The organism is Rhodococcus sp. Z6_132 (genome assembly GCF_058133635.1).
In genome coordinates this window covers 630,257-645,500 of record NZ_JBYUNP010000002.1, presented here as the reverse complement: position 1 = coordinate 645,500, position 15,244 = coordinate 630,257, and the positions used below count along the sequence as shown (strand labels likewise).

Here is a 15,244-nt window from a genome sequence, read left to right as displayed (position 1 = left end):
CGGGGCGGGGCCCTATGCTTCGAACATGCGTTCGAATGTTGCGGCAGTGGCAGTGGAGGACCTCCCCGACGAGGTCGCCTCGCTACTGGCCGAGCACGCCTCAGTGATGGGGCGGTTGCAGCGGCTGCCGCTGGCCGGGCTCAGCAATGCTGGGGTGTTGGCGGTGTGCCGTGAGGTGGAGCGGGTGCAACGGATGAAGCCCACAGTGCAGCATCGGTTGATCGTGGAGATGGAGTGCCGCTCCTTGGCCACGGTGTTCCTGGCTCGCGGTACTGCGGGGTTGTTGTCGGAGCTGCTGCACCTGGACATCCAGGAGGCGCGGGCCCGGGTACGGGCTGCGCAGCTTCGAGGGCCGCGCACGTCGTTCACTGGTGAGGACCTCGGACCGGCCCATCCTGCGTGCGCGGCCGCCGAAGCGGAAGGCTCCCTCTCCCCGCGGCACGCCGAGATCGTCGCCAAGACGATGCACGACCTACCCGCATCCCTGGACACCGAGACTGTCGGGTTGGCCGAGCAGACTCTGGCCGCGCAGGCGTGTGCGCTGCGGCCCTCCGAATTGACCAAGGCGGCGGAGCGACTGACTACCTACCTCGATCCCGACGGCCGCGAGACCTCTGACGTGGACCGGGCGCGGCGACGTGGCTTCACCATCGGCCGCCAGCGCCCGGACGGGATGAGCCGCATCAGCGGTGAGCTGGACCCGATGACCCGGGCCCTGGTGGACGCGGCGTTCTCCGCGGCCGCCCGGCCGGTGTCGGAAGATGGGGTTGTGGATCCGCGCAGCGCCGCGCAGCGAAACCACGACGCGCTGGCCACACTGTGCCGCAACGCCCTCGCCTCCGGTGAGCTCCCGAACAACCGTGGTCTGCCAGCGACGGTGGTGGTCACCATGGGACTGGCGGACCTGGAGCGCCGGACAGGCACTGCCAGCACCGCCTCAGGTGGGACTGTGCCGGTGCGTGACGTGCTGCGCATGGCCGCCGACGCGAGGTGGCTGCCCTGCGTGCTGGACTCCGCCGGCCAGGTCCTGCACCTGGGCACCGGGCAACGACTGGCCTCACCGGCGCAACGCCTGGCCCTGTACGCCCGAGACCGCGGCTGCACCCGGCCGGGCTGTGAGATGCCCGCCCAGTGGACCCAGGTCCACCACCTGCACGAGTGGCAACACGGTGGGCCCACCGACCTGCACAACCTCGCGCTAGTCTGCCCGTTCGACCACCGCCTCATCACCCACGAAGGCTTCACCGTCCGCATGGGCACCAGCGGCAGAGTGGAATGGCTCGCACCCAGACACGTTGACCCACAACAGGTTCCACGCACCAACCCGATCCACCACCCACCGGACCTGAGCGACCCCGACCCGCCCTAGCTGGCTGAGGTCACTCGGTACACGTCGTAGACACCCTCTACGTTGCGCACCACGTTGAGCACGTTGCCGAGGTGCTTGGGCTCGCCCATCTCAAAGGTGAACTTGCTGACCGCCACGCGGTCGTGCGAGGTGGTGACCGACGCGGACAGGATGTTGACCTTCTCGTCGGCCAACGTCTTGGTGATGTCAGACAGCAGGCGGTGCCGGTCCAGCGCCTCCACCTGGATGGCCACCAGGAACACCGACGACGAGGTCGGCGCCCACTGCACCTCCACGTGTCGCTCCGCCTGCGCGTTCAGCGAGGTGGCGTTGGTGCAGTCGGTGCGGTGCACGCTCACCCCGCCGCCCCGGGTGACGAAGCCCAGGATCGCGTCGCCAGGCACCGGCGTGCAGCACTTCGCCAGCTTGGTGAGCACGCCGGTGGCGCCGGTGACCAGCACACCGACGTCGGTGGAGCGTCGCGAATGTCCCGTGGTGGTCGACGGCGTCGCGCGTGCAGCCAGCTCTTCCTCGGCGTCCTCCACACCGCCCAGCTGCGCCACCAGCCGCTGCACCAGGTGCTGCGCCGACACGTGACCCTCGCCCACCGCGGTGTACAGCGCCGAGACGTCGGCGTAGCGCAGCTCGCGGGCCAGCGCGGAGATGGTCTCCCCGCTCACCAACCGGTGCAGCGGCAACCCGCCGCGCCGCACCTCCTTGGTGATGGCGAGCTTGCCCGCCTCCAGCGACTCCTCGCGGCGCTCCTTGGCGAACCACTGCCGGATCTTGCTCTTGGCCCGCGGCGACACCACGAAGCTCTGCCAGTCACGGCTGGGCCCGGCGTTGGCGGCCTTGGAGGTGAACACCTCCACCACCTCGCCGTTCTCCAGCGGCCGCTCCAGCGCCACGAGGCGCCCGTTCACCCGCGCACCGATGCAGCGGTTGCCCACCTCGGTGTGCACGGCGTAGGCGAAGTCCACCGGCGTCGAGCCGGCCGGCAGCGTGATCACGTCCCCCTTGGGGGTGAACACGAAGATCTCCTTGACCGCCAGGTCGTAGCGCAGCGACTCCAGGAACTCCCCCGGGTCGGCCGACTCCCGCTGCCACGCCAGCAGCTGACGCATCCACGCCATCTCGTCCACGTCGGCGCCGGGGGAGGCCGCGTTCTTGCCGCGGGACTCCTTGTACCGCCAGTGCGCGGCGATGCCGAACTCCGCGGTGCGGTGCATCTCGCGGGTACGCACCTGCACCTCCAGCGGCTTGCCCTCCGGGCCCACCACCGTGGTGTGCAGCGACTGGTACACCCCGTAGCGCGGCTGGGCGATGTAGTCCTTGAACCGCCCCGCCATCGGCTGCCACAGCGAGTGCACCACGCCCACGGCGGCGTAGCAGTCCTTGACCTCCTCGCACAGCACCCGCAGACCCACCAGGTCGTGGATGTCGTCGAAGTCGCGTCCCTTGACGATCATCTTCTGGTAGATCGACCAGTAGTGCTTAGGCCGGCCCTCCACCGTGGCGTCGACGCGACCCTCGGTGAGCGTCTGCTGGATCTGCTGCTGAACGGTGGCCAGGTAGGTCTCCCGCGAGGGCGCGCGGCCGGCCACCAGCCGCACGATCTCGTCGTACTTCTTGGGGTGCAGGATCGCGAACGCCAGGTCCTCCAGCTCCCACTTGACCGTCGCCATTCCCAGCCGGTGCGCCAGCGGGGCGATGACCTCGAGGGTCTCGCGCGCCTTGCGCACCTGCTTCTCCGGCGGCAGGAACCGCATGGTGCGCATGTTGTGCAGCCGGTCGGCCACCTTGATCACCAGCACGCGGGGGTCGCGGGCCATCGCGATGATCATCTTGCGAATGGTCTCTGCCTCAGCGGCGCTGCCCAGCGCCACCTTGTCCAGCTTGGTGACCCCGTCCACCAGGTGCGCCACCTCGTCGCCGAAGTCGCGGCGCAGCTCGTCCAGCGAGTAGCCGGTGTCCTCCACGGTGTCGTGCAGCAGGGCGGCGATCAGCGTGGTGGTGTCCATGCCCAGCTCGGCCAGGATGGTCGCCACCGCCAGCGGGTGGGTGATGTAGTGGTCGCCAGACTTGCGCATCTGGCCCTCGTGGTGGGCCTCCGCGGCGTCGTAGGCGCGCTGCAGGGTGACCAGGTCCGCCTTGGGGTGCAGCGACCGGTGCAGCGTCGCCAGCGGCTCGAGCACCGGCTTGACGGCACCCCCACGCTGCGCGGTGATGCGTCGGGCCAGGCGGGCACGCACGCGCCGCGAGGCCGACGAGGTGCTGGACGGGGGCGGGGTCTCCGCAACAGCTCCCGCGCCATCAGCACTCTCGGTGGACACCGGTTGCACGTCGTGGCTCACCACTTCCACCTCCTGCCCAATGCCTGGAACGGCATGCCGTCATCACGCAACGGTCACACCGTCACGGTGTCGAGAGTAAACCTCAGGCAGGGACGACACAGACGAGCGGGGCACGTCCCTCTTCGGGACCGTCGGCGAGCAGCTCGCGCCCACCCAGACCGGGAACCTCCAGGACGGCCGCAGCCGCGGTGACCTCGGCCCCGCACCGCCGCAGCAGCCGCACCGACGCGGCCAGGGTCCCGCCGGTGGCCAGCACGTCGTCCACCACCAGCACCCGGCGACCGTGCAGGTCCACCGCCGCGGCCGGCACCTCGAGGGTCGCCTTGCCGTACTCGAGGTCGTAGCTCTGCGAGTGCACCGGCGGCGGGAGCTTGCCGGCCTTGCGCACCGGCAGCACCCCGACGCCCAGCGCCAGGGCCACCCCGGAGCCGAGCAGGAAGCCACGTGCGTCGATGCCCGCCACCAGGTCCACACCCTGGGCGTCCTCGGCCAGCGCGGCGATCACCGCGGCCAGCGCGGGACCGTCGGCGAACACCGGGGTGAGGTCGGAGAACAGCACGCCGGGGACGGGAAAGTCCGCGACCACCCGGGTGAGTCGCCGGACGTGCTCCGCCGCGCTGCGCCGCACGTCGAGGTCGTTGGTGAGGCTCATCGCTTCCGCTTTCCAGTGGGGCGCGCACCCGTGCTGGGCGCGCTCCCCCGCTTCTGGTTGGGCTTGGTCGGGCGAGTGGGGCGCACCGGGGTGCGCGGGGTCGTGGTGGCCGTGGTGGCACGGACGGCGGCGACGTCAGCACCGCCGACCATGGCGGCCTCCGGCGCACCCGCCTGCTTGGCCGCCAGCGCCTTGCGCCGGGCCAGCACCTTCTTGGTGTGCACGGCCACCTCGCCCTTGCGCTCGCGCAGCGTCACCACCAGCGGCGTGGCCAGGAAGATCGAGGAGAAGGTACCCACGATCAGGCCGGTCAGCTGCACCAGTGCCAGGTCCTTGAGCGTGCCGACACCGAGCAGCCACACGCCGATGACCAGCAGCCCGAGCACCGGCAGCACCGCGATCACCGTGGTGTTCACCGACCGGACGATGGTCTGGTTGACCGCCAGGTTGGCCTGCTCGGCGTAGGTGCGCCGGGTCAGGTGCAGCACCCCGCGGGTGGTCTCGTGCACCTTGTCGAACACCACGACGGTGTCGTAGAGCGAGAAGCCGAGAATGGTCAGCAGACCGATCACCGTGCCCGGGGTGACCTCGAACCCGATGAGGGAGTACACGCCTGCGGTGACGATGAGGTCCTGGGCCAGAGCGGCGAGCGCCGCGATGGCCATGTCCCGCTCGAAGACGATGCCGATGAAGATGCCGACCAGCACCAGGAACACGATCAGCGCGACGATCGCCTTCTGGGTGATCTCGCTGCCCCAGGTGTCGCTCACCGCCGTGTCGCTGATGGCGGCCAGGCTCGGCTCACCGCCGGCCGGCGCCGGGCGGAAGGCGTCGAAGAGCGCCTGGCGCAGCCCGTCGACCTGGTTGGCGTCCAGCGTCTCCGAGCGGATCTGGATGGTGCTGGAGCCGCCGGAGCCCACCGTCTGCACGGTCACCGGGTCGGTGCCGATGACCGCCGAGTACACCTCCTCGACCTCGGAGACCGTGGCACCGCCGGCGGGGAACTGGATCTGGGTGCCGCCCTCGAAGTCGATGCCGAGGTTGAAGCCCCGGAAGATGATGGAGCCGAGGCAGACCAGCACCAGGACTGCGGTGATGACGTACCAGCGACGCCGGTTGCCGATGATGTCGAACGCGCCCGTGCCGGAGTAGAGCCGGGTCATGACGTTCTTGCGCGTCAGCGGGTCACGGGTGTCGACTCCACCGTTCAGGGAGCCACCGTTCTCGTCGCCGTTGAGGCTCTCGTCGTTCTGGGTGGTGCTGCCCTGGGGGTCTGGGGTCTCGGACATGCTCAGGCCTCCTTCGGGCGTGCGCCGGCGGCGGCGAGCTGCTTGCGTTGCTTGGCCTGCGCCTGCACCGAGCCCAGCCCGGTGAGCTCGGGCCGGGACAGGAAGGCGTTCTTGGACGCCATCGCCACCAGCGGGTGGGTGACCAGGAAGACCACGATCAGGTCGAGCACGGTGGACATGCCGAGGGTGAACGCGAAGCCCTTGACCTGCCCGACGGCAAGCACGTACAGCACCGCCGCGGCCAGGAAGCTCACCGCGTCAGCGGAGAGGATGGTGCGCCGAGCACGCACCCAGCCGCGGGGCACCGCCGACCGGAAGCTGCGGCCCTCCCGGACCTCGTCCTTCAACCGTTCGAAGAACACCACGAACGAGTCGGCGGTGATGCCGATGGCCACGATGAACCCGGCGATGCCGGCGAGGTCCAGGGTGAAGCCGATGTAGCGGCCGAGCAGGACCAGCACGGCGTAGATGACCACGCCGGACAGGATCAGCGACAGCGCGGTGAGCACGCCGAGCAGCCGGTAGTACAACAGGCAGTAGATGAGCACCAGGATCAGGCCGATGCCACCGGCCAGCAGGCCCGCCTTGAGCGAGGCCAGGCCCAGGCTGGCCGAGACCGTCTGCGCCTCCGACTGGTTGAACGACAGCGGGAGCGAGCCGTACTTCAGGGTGTTGGCCAGCTCCTCGGCCTGCGGCTGGCTGAACTTGCCGGTGATCGAGGTGACGCCGCCGGTGATCGCGGAGTTGATCCGCGGGGCGCTGACCACCTCGCTGTCGAGCACGAACGCGGCCTGCTTGCCCACGTTCTGGGCGGTGTAGGCGGCCCAGATGTTGCCGCCCTCACCGGTGAAGGTCAGCTGCACCTCGAAGCCGACCCCGCCGGAGGCCACCGAGGACGTGGCGTCCTTGATGTCGCTGCCCTTGAGGAAGGCCGGGGTCAGGACGTACTTGGCCAGCCCGTCGGCGCCGCAGGTGACCAGCGGCAGCGCCGGGTCGTCGTTGCCGGCGAGGACGTCGGCCACGGAGCAGTCCAGCGTGGTCAGGGCCTGCTGCTGGACCGCCGCGTCGGTGCTCTGGCGCTGCGCCTTCGCGGCGGCGATCTCGCCGGCGACCCTGGCCGCCTCGCTGCCCGGCACCGGTGCGGGGGTGGCGGCCGACGGAGTGGTCGTGACGGCGGGCGCTTCCGGGGCGGGCGCAGAGGGGGTGGGTGCGGGGGCAGCCGTGGTGGGTGCGGGGGCAGCGGTGGTCGGCGCAGGGGCGACCGTGGTGGGCTCGGGCGGGATGCTCGGATCCTGCGCGGGCACCGGACGGCCCTGCGGCGTCGGCGGCGGGGCGGTGGTGGGTGCGGGCGCCTCGGAGGTCACCGCGGGCGCAGGGGGCGTGGTCGCCGGGGCCGGAGCCGGAGTGGTCGGCGCGGTGGTGGCCGGCGGGGTCGCGGCCACCTCGGTCTGCACGCCACGGAAGTACAGCTGCGCGGTCTGCCCGAGCGCCTTGGCCTGGGCGCCGTCGTCTCCCGGCACGGTGATCACCAGGTTCGACCCGTCGATGATCACCTCGGAGCCGGACACCCCGATGCCGTTCACCCGGTTCTCGATGATCTCCCGGGCGGTGTTGAGGCTCTCCTGGCTGGGCGCCTCACCGTTGGGGGTGCGCGCGGTCAACGTGACCCGGGTACCGCCCTGCAGGTCGATGCCGAGCTTCGGGGTGGGCTTGCGGTCGCCGGTGAAGAACACCAGACAGTAGAGCGCCGCCACGATCGCCACGAAGATGGCCAGGTAGCGAACGGGGCGGATCTGCCCTGCCGGTGGTGCCACGTTCGGTAACTCTCCTCAGGTTCGCTTCATCATGGGTGCAGCCCGCCACGTCGTGCGCCCTGCGACCACGAGCGCCGGCAGAGCGTACCTGTGTGCAGGTGAAGGCCCTGTTCACGCTGCGTGCACCGGGCCGGTGCGGGTCAGGCCGTGGTGTCGCGCTTGACCAGGTCCGGCCGGGACGCGTCGTGGCTCGCGTCGAGCTCGTCGGAGTAGTCGTACACGTCGGGGACGTCGGCGGCGGTGTCGGAGACACGCTCCCTGACGACCATGCGGTTCCAGGTGGTGACCACGCCGGGAGCGATCTCCAGCTCCACGGTCTCCTCGTCCAGGGCTACCACGGTGGCGTACAGGCCAGCGGTGGTCATGATCCGGTCACCGACGCTCAGGGAGTCCTGGAACTCCTGCGCCTCCTGCAGCACCTTCTGCTGGCGGCGGCGTCCCAGGAACATCGGCAGGACCAGCGCGACCAGCAGGAGCGGGAGGATCAAGTTTTCCATCAGAGTGGATCCTTAGGTTGACTGGATCGGGCAGTATCGCCCGACCAACACCCAAGTGTGCCATTAGCCGCCTGCGGCACCCCCGCGTCAGTCGAACAGCGGCGGTTCGGGCGTGCCGCCGCTGACCGCGTCCGGCGGCGGCACCAGACCCAGGTGCGCCCAGGCAGCGGCGGTGGCCACCCGGCCCCGCGGGGTGCGCGCGAGCATCCCGGCGCGCACCAGGAACGGCTCGCAGACCGCTTCCACCGTGGCGGGCTCCTCACCCACGGCCACGGCCAGGGTGGCCACGCCGACCGGCCCCCCGCCGAAGCTGCGCACCAGCGCGCCCAGCACTGCCTTGTCCAGCCGGTCCAGGCCCAGCTCGTCCACGTCGTAGACGGCCAGCGCCGCCCGGGCGACCTCCCGGGTGACCACCCCGTCCGCGCGGACGTCGGCGAAGTCGCGCACCCGGCGCAGCAGCCGGTTGGCGATGCGCGGAGTGCCCCGGGAGCGCCCGGCGATCTCCTTCGCCCCACCGGGGTCGAGCTGCACCCCGAGAATGCCCGCGGAGCGGCGGATGACCAGCTCGAGCTCGGCCGGCTCGTAGAACTCCATGTGCGCGGTGAAGCCGAAGCGGTCGCGCAGCGGACCGGTCAGCGCCCCGGAGCGGGTGGTGGCGCCCACCAGCGTGAACGGGGCGACCTCCAGCGGGATGGACGTGGCACCGGGGCCCTTGCCCACCACCACGTCCACCCGGAAGTCCTCCATCGCCAGGTACAGCATCTCCTCGGCGGGCCGCGCGATGCGGTGGATCTCGTCGATGAACAGCACGTCGCCCTCGAGCAGGTTGCTCAGCATGGCGGCGAGGTCACCGGCGCGCTCCAGCGCCGGACCCGAGGTGATCCGCAGCGCGGACCCCAGCTCCTCGGCGATGATCATGGCCAGGCTGGTCTTGCCCAGCCCGGGCGGGCCGGACAGCAGCACGTGGTCGGGCGGTGTGCCGCGCAGCTGTGCCGCGGAGAGCACCAGCTCCAGCTGCTCGCGCACCCTGGCCTGCCCGATGAACTCGGTGAGGCTGCGGGGCCGCAGGCTGCGCTCGGCGTCACGGTCCTCCGGCAGCGCCTCCGGCGTGAGCTCCTCGCGCCCGGTCACCGCTTGCGGCCCAGCGCGTTGAGGGCGGTGCGCAGCGCCACCGGCGTGGTGAGGTCGGGGGCGTCGGCGAGGACGGCGTCCACCACCTGCTCGGCCTGCTTGGTCGGGAAGCCGAGGCCGACGAGGGCGTCGAGCACCTGCTCGCGGACGGCACCACCGAGGTGCTGCACCCCAGACCCGCCGGCCACCTTCTCCACCTTGTCCTTGAGCTCGACGATCATCCGCTCGGCGCCACGCTTGCCGATCCCGGGCACCCGGGTGAGCGCGGTGACGTTCTCCTCGGCCAGCGCCGCGCGCAGCGCGTCCGGCTCGTGCACCGACAGCACCGCCATGGCCAGCCGCGGGCCCACCCCGGAGACGGTGAGCAGCAGCCCGAACAGCTCCCGGGACTCCGCGTCGCCGAAGCCGTACAGGGTGAGCGCGTCCTCGCGGACGATGAGCGTGGTGGACAACCGACCCTCGTCGCCGCGGCGCAGCCCCGCCAGGGTGGCCGGGGTGGCGTGCACGCGCAGGCCCACTCCGCCAACCTCGACCACCGCGTGGTCGAGCCCCAGGGACAACACCTCTCCGCGGATGGAGGAGATCACCGAGCGCCTGCCTTTCGTGCCTGGGCCAGTCGTTCCTGGTACCGGCGCTGCTGCTCGGCCGCCGCCTGCTCGGCAGCAGCCAACCGGGCCATCATCGGCGCGCGCCAGCAGTGACAGATGGCCAGGGCGAGCGCGTCGGCGGCGTCGGCGGGCGCGGGCTTGACGTTGAGGCCCAGCAGCTTGGTCACCATCGTGGTCACCTGCGCCTTGCCCGCCGTGCCGCTGCCGGTGACGGCGGCCTTGACCTCGCTGGGGGTGTGGAAGCTGACCGGGATGCCGCGCCGCGCCGCCGAGAGGGCCACCACTCCGCCGGCCTGCGCGGTGCCCATGGCCGTGCGCACGTTGTGCTGGCTGAACACCCGCTCCACCGCGACGACGTCGGGTGAGTGCACGTCCAGCCAGTGCTCGGCCGCCTGGGAGATGAGCAGCAGCCGCTGGGCCAGGTCGAGGTCTGCGGGGGTGCGGACCACGTCCACGTCCAGCGCGAACACCTCGCGGCCACGGCCACCCTCCACCACGCCGAAGCCGCAGCGGGTCAGGCCGGGGTCGACACCGAGCACGCGCACTGGCTCATCCCCTTTGCTCCTGGTCAGCGCCCGCTCCGGTGCGAACAGACGTTCGAACTCTAGTGGGCGCGGTGCTGTGCACCGAGCAGCGACACGCTCGGCGGTGCGGGCCCGGAGTCTTCCGGCCCTGAGATAGGTTCGAACCGGAATAGTCCGGCACGAACACTGGAGCCGCATGCCCCTGGTCGAGCTCGAGCGTCCCGCAGCCGGCCTGGCCGTGGTGACGCTCAACCGGCCGGAGCGACTCAACGCCCTGAGCTTCGCCCTGGCGGAAGAGCTGCACACCACGCTCGCCGTGCTGGAGCAGGACAACGAGGCTCGGGTGGTGGTGCTCACCGGCGCCGGTCGAGGCTTCTGCGCCGGGCTCGACCTCAAGGACGAGACGCAGCGCTCCCCCACCGCCGCCGGGCTGAGCGGACCAGCGGCCGGGATGCGCTCCCAGGAGTACCTCGCCTCGCTGGTGCCCCGCCTGCAGCGGCTGCCGCAGACGGTGATCGCCGCGGTCAACGGCCCTGCCTTCGGTGGTGGACTGGCGCTCGCCGCCGCCTGCGACCTGCGGATCGCGGCGGCCTCGGCCACCTTCGGCGTGCAGTTCATCAAGATCGGCGTGTCCGGGTGCGACATCGGCATCAGCTACACGCTGCCGCGGCTGGTCGGGCTCTCCCGCGCCACCGAGCTGATCACCACCGCGCGCACGTTCGACGCCGAGGAGGCGGAGCGCATCGGCCTGCTCACCCAGGTGGTGCCGGACGCGCAGCTGCTCGTCGCGGCACGCAAGCTGGCGGCCACCCTGCTGGCGCACAGCCCCTTCGCGCTGGCGATGACCAAGCAGGTGCTCACCGCGAACGCCGCCGCCACCAGCGTGGACGCAGCCATCGCGCTGGAGAACCGCACCCAGATCCTGGCGGGCACCAGCAGCGACTTCCGCGAGGCCAGCGCGGCCTTCCGGGAGAAGCGCCCACCGCGGTGGGCATCACCGTCCCCCTCCACAGGAGAGTCATGAACCACGACCAGCTCAACCGGCTCTTCGACCTGGCTGGGCGCACCGCCATCGTCACCGGCGGCACCCGCGGCATCGGGCTGGCCATCGCCGAGGCCTACACCTGCGCCGGCGCGAACGTGGTGGTGGCCAGCCGCAAGGCCGAGGCCACCAAGGCCACGGCCCAGCACCTGCAGAGCCTGGGCGGCAACGCCATCGGGGTGCCCACCCACGCCGGCGACCTGGACGCGCTGGCGACGCTGGTGCAGCGCACCGTGGCCGAGTTCGGCGGGGTGGACATCGTGGTGAACGGCGCGGCCAACCCGGTGACCCAGCCGCTGGGGCAGATGACACCGCAGGCGTGGGCCAAGTCGCAGGACGTCAACGTCCGCGGCCCGCTGTTCCTGGTGCAGGAGGCGCTGCCGCACCTGACGGCGAGCAGCCACGCCGCGGTGCTGAACATCATCTCGGTCGGCGCGTTCATGTTCGCGCCCAAGGTCGCCATGTACGCCGCGGGCAAGGCGGCCCTGATGTCGCTCACCCGGTCGATGGCCGCCGAGTACGCGTCACGGGGCATCCGGGTGAACGCCCTGGCGCCCGGATCGGTGGACACCGACATGGTGCGCAACAACACCCCGGAGGCCGTCGAGGCCATGCGGGTGGGGTCGTTCCAGCAGCGGCTGGCCACGCCGGAGGAGATGGTGGGGCCGGCACTGCTGCTCACCTCCGACGCCGGCAGCTACGTCACCGGACAGGTGCTGATCGCCGACGGCGGGATGGTGGCGCACTAGCCCGTGGTCACCATGGCGAGCACGCCCCCCACAAGGCCCACCGCACAGATCGTCCTGCCGCAGTGATGCGACTGCTGGGGCGCCTGGCGACGCGGCGAGCCACGCCGATCGCCGTGCAGGTGCTGCTGAGCTGCCTGGCCGGCGGAGTCCTGGTGCACGACTGGTGGTGGGGCACCCCACCGGTCTGGGTGCTGGCGCTCGCGCTGGCCGGCACCCTCGGACAGCTCGTCGTCGCTGTCGTGGCAGCGTGCCGATGGGTTCTCTCGCACACCATGGGCGCGTGGTGGGCCAGGGTGATGGGGCTGGTGCTGGGGCTCTGGATCTGTGCGGCGGTCGCCGTCGCCGTCCTGGCCGCCGAGCTGGTCGACGCCTGGTGGGCGGTTCTCGTCGGAGGTGTGCTGGCGGGGCTGTTGCTCACCGCCTGGCTGCAGGTCACCGCCCCCGTGCAGCTCAGCGACGTCGCGAGGGGTGACATCTGGTGGGCGCAGGTTCCCCTCGAGGAGGAGGGGCGGTCCCCGCACCGGCCCGTGCTGGTGGTGGAGGTCAAGCCCCGCACCGTTGACGTCCGCATGTTCACCAGCCAGGACAAGTCGGGCCATCCCAGCTACGTCCAGACCCCGCGCCTGGTGTTCTCCCCGGAACCCGCGCACTCCTACCTGCGCACCGACCGCATGATCGAGCTCGGCCCTGCCGACCTGCGCAAGAAGGTAGGCAGGGCGCCGAGATCGCTGCGCCGCGCGGCCCGCTGACGAGGAGCTCGGCTGCCGCGGCCGGCAGCTGGCGGGCGGCGGAACCGACGCACCCGCGCCACCAGCAGGTACGTGGCCGCGAGCACCGGCAGCACCAGCAGGTCGGTGGCGTCGCGCACCACGACGATCGGCGGCCCCCCGCCGCGCAGCCACCCGACCGCCACCTCGTAGCAGTCGCCCACCGCGGGCACCGTCTTGACCGCGGCGAACCCCGTTCCCGTCACCGCCACCGCCCACGCCGTGCGGCCGGGGCCCGACGCCCATCCCGGGCGTCGCGCCACGACCAGCAACCCCTCGGTCAGCGCGAGCAGCAGCAGCGGCAGGAAGAACACCCCGGCCACGTCGGAGAGCTTGCCGGTGACCGTGCTGCCGTGCGCCCCCTTGAGGTGGTGGTCGTTGACCACCAGCACGGCGACCGCCCCCACGGCCGCCGGGTGCAGCAGCAGGTCACCGGGGTGCCTCACGACAGCGTGATGGTCGCCGAGCCGGAGCTGAGCAGGTCGCACTTGAACTGCAGCCGCAGGCCGGTCGAGGTCGCAGGCACCTCGTAGGCCAGGGTGCCGCGCTTGGCGGCTCCGGGAGCCAGCTCGCCGTCCAGGCCGGCGGTGCTCTCGTCGGTGATCGTGAGGTTGTAGGACTTGTTCTGGCTGTCCTGCAGCTCGAAGCACATGATCGACGACACCGTCGCCGGCTTGGTGGACTGGTTGCGCACCTCGGTGTCCACCGTCAGCAACCGGTTGCCCGGCTTGGCCTGCAGGAACTGGTTGCTGCTGGTGTACGGGTCGGTCACGGCGTGCACCGTGGTCCGCCAGTCCCCCAGCTCGACGACGTCGCCGACCCTGAACTCCTGGGCCGCGGCCGGAGCGTCGCCGCCGCCGCCGTCGACCTTGGTGGCCTGGTTGGTCTCTCCCGACGCGGTGGTGGCGGCGAGGCCGACCGCCACCGCTGCCACCGCCAGGACGGTCCTCAGGTTCTTCTTCGTGAGCGTGTTCATCGTGGGTGTCCCTCCTCGAGTGCCGCTGACGTTGCGGTACCCGAAGTCAACGGCGCCAACGCCATCCGTCGCCTCGGCCATCGGTAGGTCTGGCCTCCTCCTTTCGGTCGGGGTGCCGGCGCCGGTCCTCCTCCTGGTGGATGGGCAGTGTCAGTGCCAGTGCGTAGCGTCGCCTCCGTGCAGCGGACGGGGTGGCAGCAGGACCAGGGGCAACCGGGGTGGGCGCACGCCGGCGAGGGGCAACAAGGGTGGGCGAAGCCAGCCCGCACGAGCACCCTGCGGCGGCGGGCCTGGACCACCGCCGCCGTCACGATGTGCGTGCTCACCACCATCTCGACGATGGCGTTCTCCGACGAGTCCGGGGTGGCTCCGACCTGGAGCTGGGTGCTCGGCGGGGTGGTCAACCTGGCCGCCGCTGCCGCTCTGGTGTGGCGCCACCAGCACCCGTGGTGGGTGCTCGGCCTCGCGGTGGCCGCGCCGCTGTTCCTCTCCACCGACGCCACGGCCGCCCTGGTGGCCCTGGTGGCGGTGTCCCGGGTGGCGCAGGTGCGCCAGCTGGTGGCCGCCGCCGCGGTGGTGCTCGTGGCCTGCGGAGTCTCGCTGACCTACGACGCCTACCGGCTGCGCGAGTACTCGGTGCTCACCATGGGCACGCCCAAGGCGGAGGACGGCAGCGCCGTGCAGCAGTACGACGTGGCCCCGTGGATCCCCTGGGTGGTGGCGCTCGGGCTGGTCGCGGCCACAGTGGTGCTCGGCCAGCTGCTGCGCACCCGCACCGCGCTGAGCACCGCCGAGCACACCCGGGACCGGGCCACGGCGCAGCAGGAGGTGCTGCGCGACGAGATGGTGCGCGCCGAGGAGCGCACCCGCATCGCCAGGGACATGCACGACACCCTGGCCGCCAGCCTCAGCCGCATCTCGCTGTTCGCCGGCGGGCTGCAGGTCAACGGCGCGGGCAACCCGGAGAAGGTGGCCAACACCGCGGCCCTGATCCGCACCACCGCCCACGAGGCGCTGGACGACCTCAAGCAGATCATCGGCGTGCTCCGCGGCAACGGCCGCAGCGGCGGGCACCAGCAGCAGGGCATCGACGCGATCTCCGCGCTGGTGCAGTCGGCCAGGGCAGCCGGGGTGCACGCCGTGCTCATCACCGACCTCGCCCCCGGCGACCTGGGCACCCTGGCCAGCCAGGTGGCCTACCGGGTGGTGCAGGAGTCGCTGACCAACGTGCAGAAGTACGCGGCCGACCAGACGGTGCACGTGTCGGTGGTCGGCAGCGAGCACGCCGGCATCCGGGTGGTGCTGCGCAACCGGTTGAGCGAGGCAGCGTCGAGCTTCACGCCCGGGTCGGGCAGCGGGCTGCGGGGCCTGGCCGAGCAGGCTCACCAGGTCGGTGGAACCTTCAGCGCCGCAAGCCAGCACGGGGAGTTCCTGGTGGAGTGCTGGCTGCCCTGGTCGGCCTGAGCACCCCGGCTGCCCTTGTCGGTGGCCCG

15 protein-coding genes are annotated in these 15,244 nt (G+C 71.5%); 5 read left to right on the top strand and 10 right to left on the bottom strand.

Annotation, left to right across the window (positions count from 1 at the left end):
* The first annotated feature begins 25 nt into the window (after positions 1 to 25).
* Positions 26 to 1,369, top strand: coding sequence for an HNH endonuclease signature motif containing protein (locus AC3YO9_RS09705; RefSeq protein ID WP_489982989.1), 1,344 nt, complete (start codon positions 26 to 28; stop codon positions 1,367 to 1,369).
* Here AC3YO9_RS09705 and AC3YO9_RS09700 read toward each other — a convergent pair.
* From AC3YO9_RS09700 to ruvC, 8 genes are all read right to left on the bottom strand, one after another.
* The gene (locus AC3YO9_RS09700) at positions 1,366 to 3,681 is read right to left on the bottom strand and encodes a RelA/SpoT family protein (protein ID WP_489983455.1); all 2,316 of its coding nucleotides are present in this window, start codon (positions 3,679 to 3,681) and stop codon (positions 1,366 to 1,368) included. The genes AC3YO9_RS09705 and AC3YO9_RS09700 overlap by 4 nt on opposite strands.
* Before the next feature lie 103 nt (positions 3,682 to 3,784).
* Positions 3,785 to 4,354: an adenine phosphoribosyltransferase gene (locus AC3YO9_RS09695; RefSeq protein ID WP_489982988.1), complete on the bottom strand. Its 570-nt coding sequence runs from the start codon at positions 4,352 to 4,354 to the stop codon at positions 3,785 to 3,787.
* Positions 4,351 to 5,643 carry a protein translocase subunit SecF gene (secF, locus tag AC3YO9_RS09690; protein WP_489982987.1) on the bottom strand — a complete coding sequence of 431 codons (1,293 nt, stop codon included), beginning with the start codon at positions 5,641 to 5,643 and terminating at the stop codon, positions 4,351 to 4,353. Before secF ends, AC3YO9_RS09695 begins: the two co-directional genes overlap by 4 nt.
* A gap of 2 nt (positions 5,644 to 5,645) precedes the next feature.
* On the bottom strand, positions 5,646 to 7,457 hold the full coding sequence (secD, locus tag AC3YO9_RS09685; RefSeq protein ID WP_489982986.1) for a protein translocase subunit SecD: 1,812 nt from the start codon (positions 7,455 to 7,457) through the stop codon (positions 5,646 to 5,648).
* Between the two features lie 140 nt (positions 7,458 to 7,597).
* The gene (gene yajC / locus AC3YO9_RS09680; protein WP_127783214.1) at positions 7,598 to 7,954 is read right to left on the bottom strand and encodes a preprotein translocase subunit YajC; all 357 of its coding nucleotides are present in this window, start codon (positions 7,952 to 7,954) and stop codon (positions 7,598 to 7,600) included.
* Positions 7,955 to 8,041: 87 nt separating this feature from the next.
* Complete coding sequence (ruvB, locus tag AC3YO9_RS09675) at positions 8,042 to 9,085, bottom strand: Holliday junction branch migration DNA helicase RuvB (RefSeq protein WP_127783215.1); 1,044 nt, start codon at positions 9,083 to 9,085, stop codon at positions 8,042 to 8,044.
* Positions 9,082 to 9,672 (bottom strand): Holliday junction branch migration protein RuvA, encoded by a 591-nt coding sequence (ruvA, locus tag AC3YO9_RS09670; RefSeq protein WP_127783216.1) that lies wholly within the window; start codon positions 9,670 to 9,672, stop codon positions 9,082 to 9,084. The genes ruvB and ruvA overlap by 4 nt, the downstream gene beginning before the upstream one ends.
* Positions 9,669 to 10,238, bottom strand: a complete 570-nt coding sequence (ruvC, locus tag AC3YO9_RS09665) for a crossover junction endodeoxyribonuclease RuvC (protein ID WP_127783217.1) — start codon at positions 10,236 to 10,238, stop codon at positions 9,669 to 9,671. The genes ruvA and ruvC overlap by 4 nt, the downstream gene beginning before the upstream one ends.
* 175 nt (positions 10,239 to 10,413) lie before the next feature.
* Between ruvC and AC3YO9_RS09660 the strand changes: the two genes are divergently transcribed.
* The 3 genes from AC3YO9_RS09660 (at position 10,414) to AC3YO9_RS09650 (ending at position 12,757) form a co-directional block, all read left to right on the top strand.
* On the top strand, positions 10,414 to 11,241 hold the full coding sequence (locus AC3YO9_RS09660) for an enoyl-CoA hydratase/isomerase family protein (RefSeq protein WP_489982985.1): 828 nt from the start codon (positions 10,414 to 10,416) through the stop codon (positions 11,239 to 11,241).
* Positions 11,238 to 12,008, top strand: coding sequence for an SDR family NAD(P)-dependent oxidoreductase (locus AC3YO9_RS09655; protein ID WP_127783219.1), 771 nt, complete (start codon positions 11,238 to 11,240; stop codon positions 12,006 to 12,008). The genes AC3YO9_RS09660 and AC3YO9_RS09655 overlap by 4 nt, the downstream gene beginning before the upstream one ends.
* 65 nt (positions 12,009 to 12,073) lie before the next feature.
* A complete protein-coding gene (locus AC3YO9_RS09650) occupies positions 12,074 to 12,757 on the top strand; it encodes a type II toxin-antitoxin system PemK/MazF family toxin (RefSeq protein WP_489983454.1) in 684 nt (227 codons plus the stop codon).
* On the opposite strand, the gene AC3YO9_RS09645 is transcribed toward AC3YO9_RS09650, so the two are convergent.
* Together AC3YO9_RS09645 and AC3YO9_RS09640 are read right to left on the bottom strand one after the other, a co-directional pair.
* Positions 12,661 to 13,221, bottom strand: a complete 561-nt coding sequence (locus AC3YO9_RS09645) for a hypothetical protein (protein WP_489982984.1) — start codon at positions 13,219 to 13,221, stop codon at positions 12,661 to 12,663. The two genes, AC3YO9_RS09650 and AC3YO9_RS09645, sit on opposite strands and share 97 nt — an antisense overlap.
* Positions 13,218 to 13,751 carry a DUF4352 domain-containing protein gene (locus AC3YO9_RS09640; RefSeq protein WP_489982983.1) on the bottom strand — a complete coding sequence of 178 codons (534 nt, stop codon included), beginning with the start codon at positions 13,749 to 13,751 and terminating at the stop codon, positions 13,218 to 13,220. Before AC3YO9_RS09640 ends, AC3YO9_RS09645 begins: the two co-directional genes overlap by 4 nt.
* Before the next feature lie 177 nt (positions 13,752 to 13,928).
* Between AC3YO9_RS09640 and AC3YO9_RS09635 the strand changes: the two genes are divergently transcribed.
* A complete protein-coding gene (locus tag AC3YO9_RS09635) occupies positions 13,929 to 15,215 on the top strand; it encodes a sensor histidine kinase (protein ID WP_489982982.1) in 1,287 nt (428 codons plus the stop codon).
* The last annotated feature ends 29 nt before the right edge of the window (positions 15,216 to 15,244 follow it).

Bases quoted from the DNA above. Each gene is read 5' to 3' on its own strand.
- AC3YO9_RS09655 (WP_127783219.1), top strand. From the start codon at position 11,238: ATGAACCACGACCAGCTCAACCGGCTCTTCGACCTGGCTGGGCGCACC.
- AC3YO9_RS09695 (WP_489982988.1), bottom strand. From the start codon at position 4,354: ATGAGCCTCACCAACGACCTCGACGTGCGGCGCAGCGCGGCGGAGCAC.
- secF (WP_489982987.1), bottom strand. From the start codon at position 5,643: ATGTCCGAGACCCCAGACCCCCAGGGCAGCACCACCCAGAACGACGAG.
- AC3YO9_RS09705 (WP_489982989.1), top strand. From the start codon at position 26: ATGCGTTCGAATGTTGCGGCAGTGGCAGTGGAGGACCTCCCCGACGAG.
- AC3YO9_RS09640 (WP_489982983.1), bottom strand. From the start codon at position 13,751: ATGAACACGCTCACGAAGAAGAACCTGAGGACCGTCCTGGCGGTGGCA.
- yajC (WP_127783214.1), bottom strand. From the start codon at position 7,954: ATGGAAAACTTGATCCTCCCGCTCCTGCTGGTCGCGCTGGTCCTGCCG.
- AC3YO9_RS09650 (WP_489983454.1), top strand. From the start codon at position 12,074: ATGCGACTGCTGGGGCGCCTGGCGACGCGGCGAGCCACGCCGATCGCC.
- AC3YO9_RS09660 (WP_489982985.1), top strand. From the start codon at position 10,414: ATGCCCCTGGTCGAGCTCGAGCGTCCCGCAGCCGGCCTGGCCGTGGTG.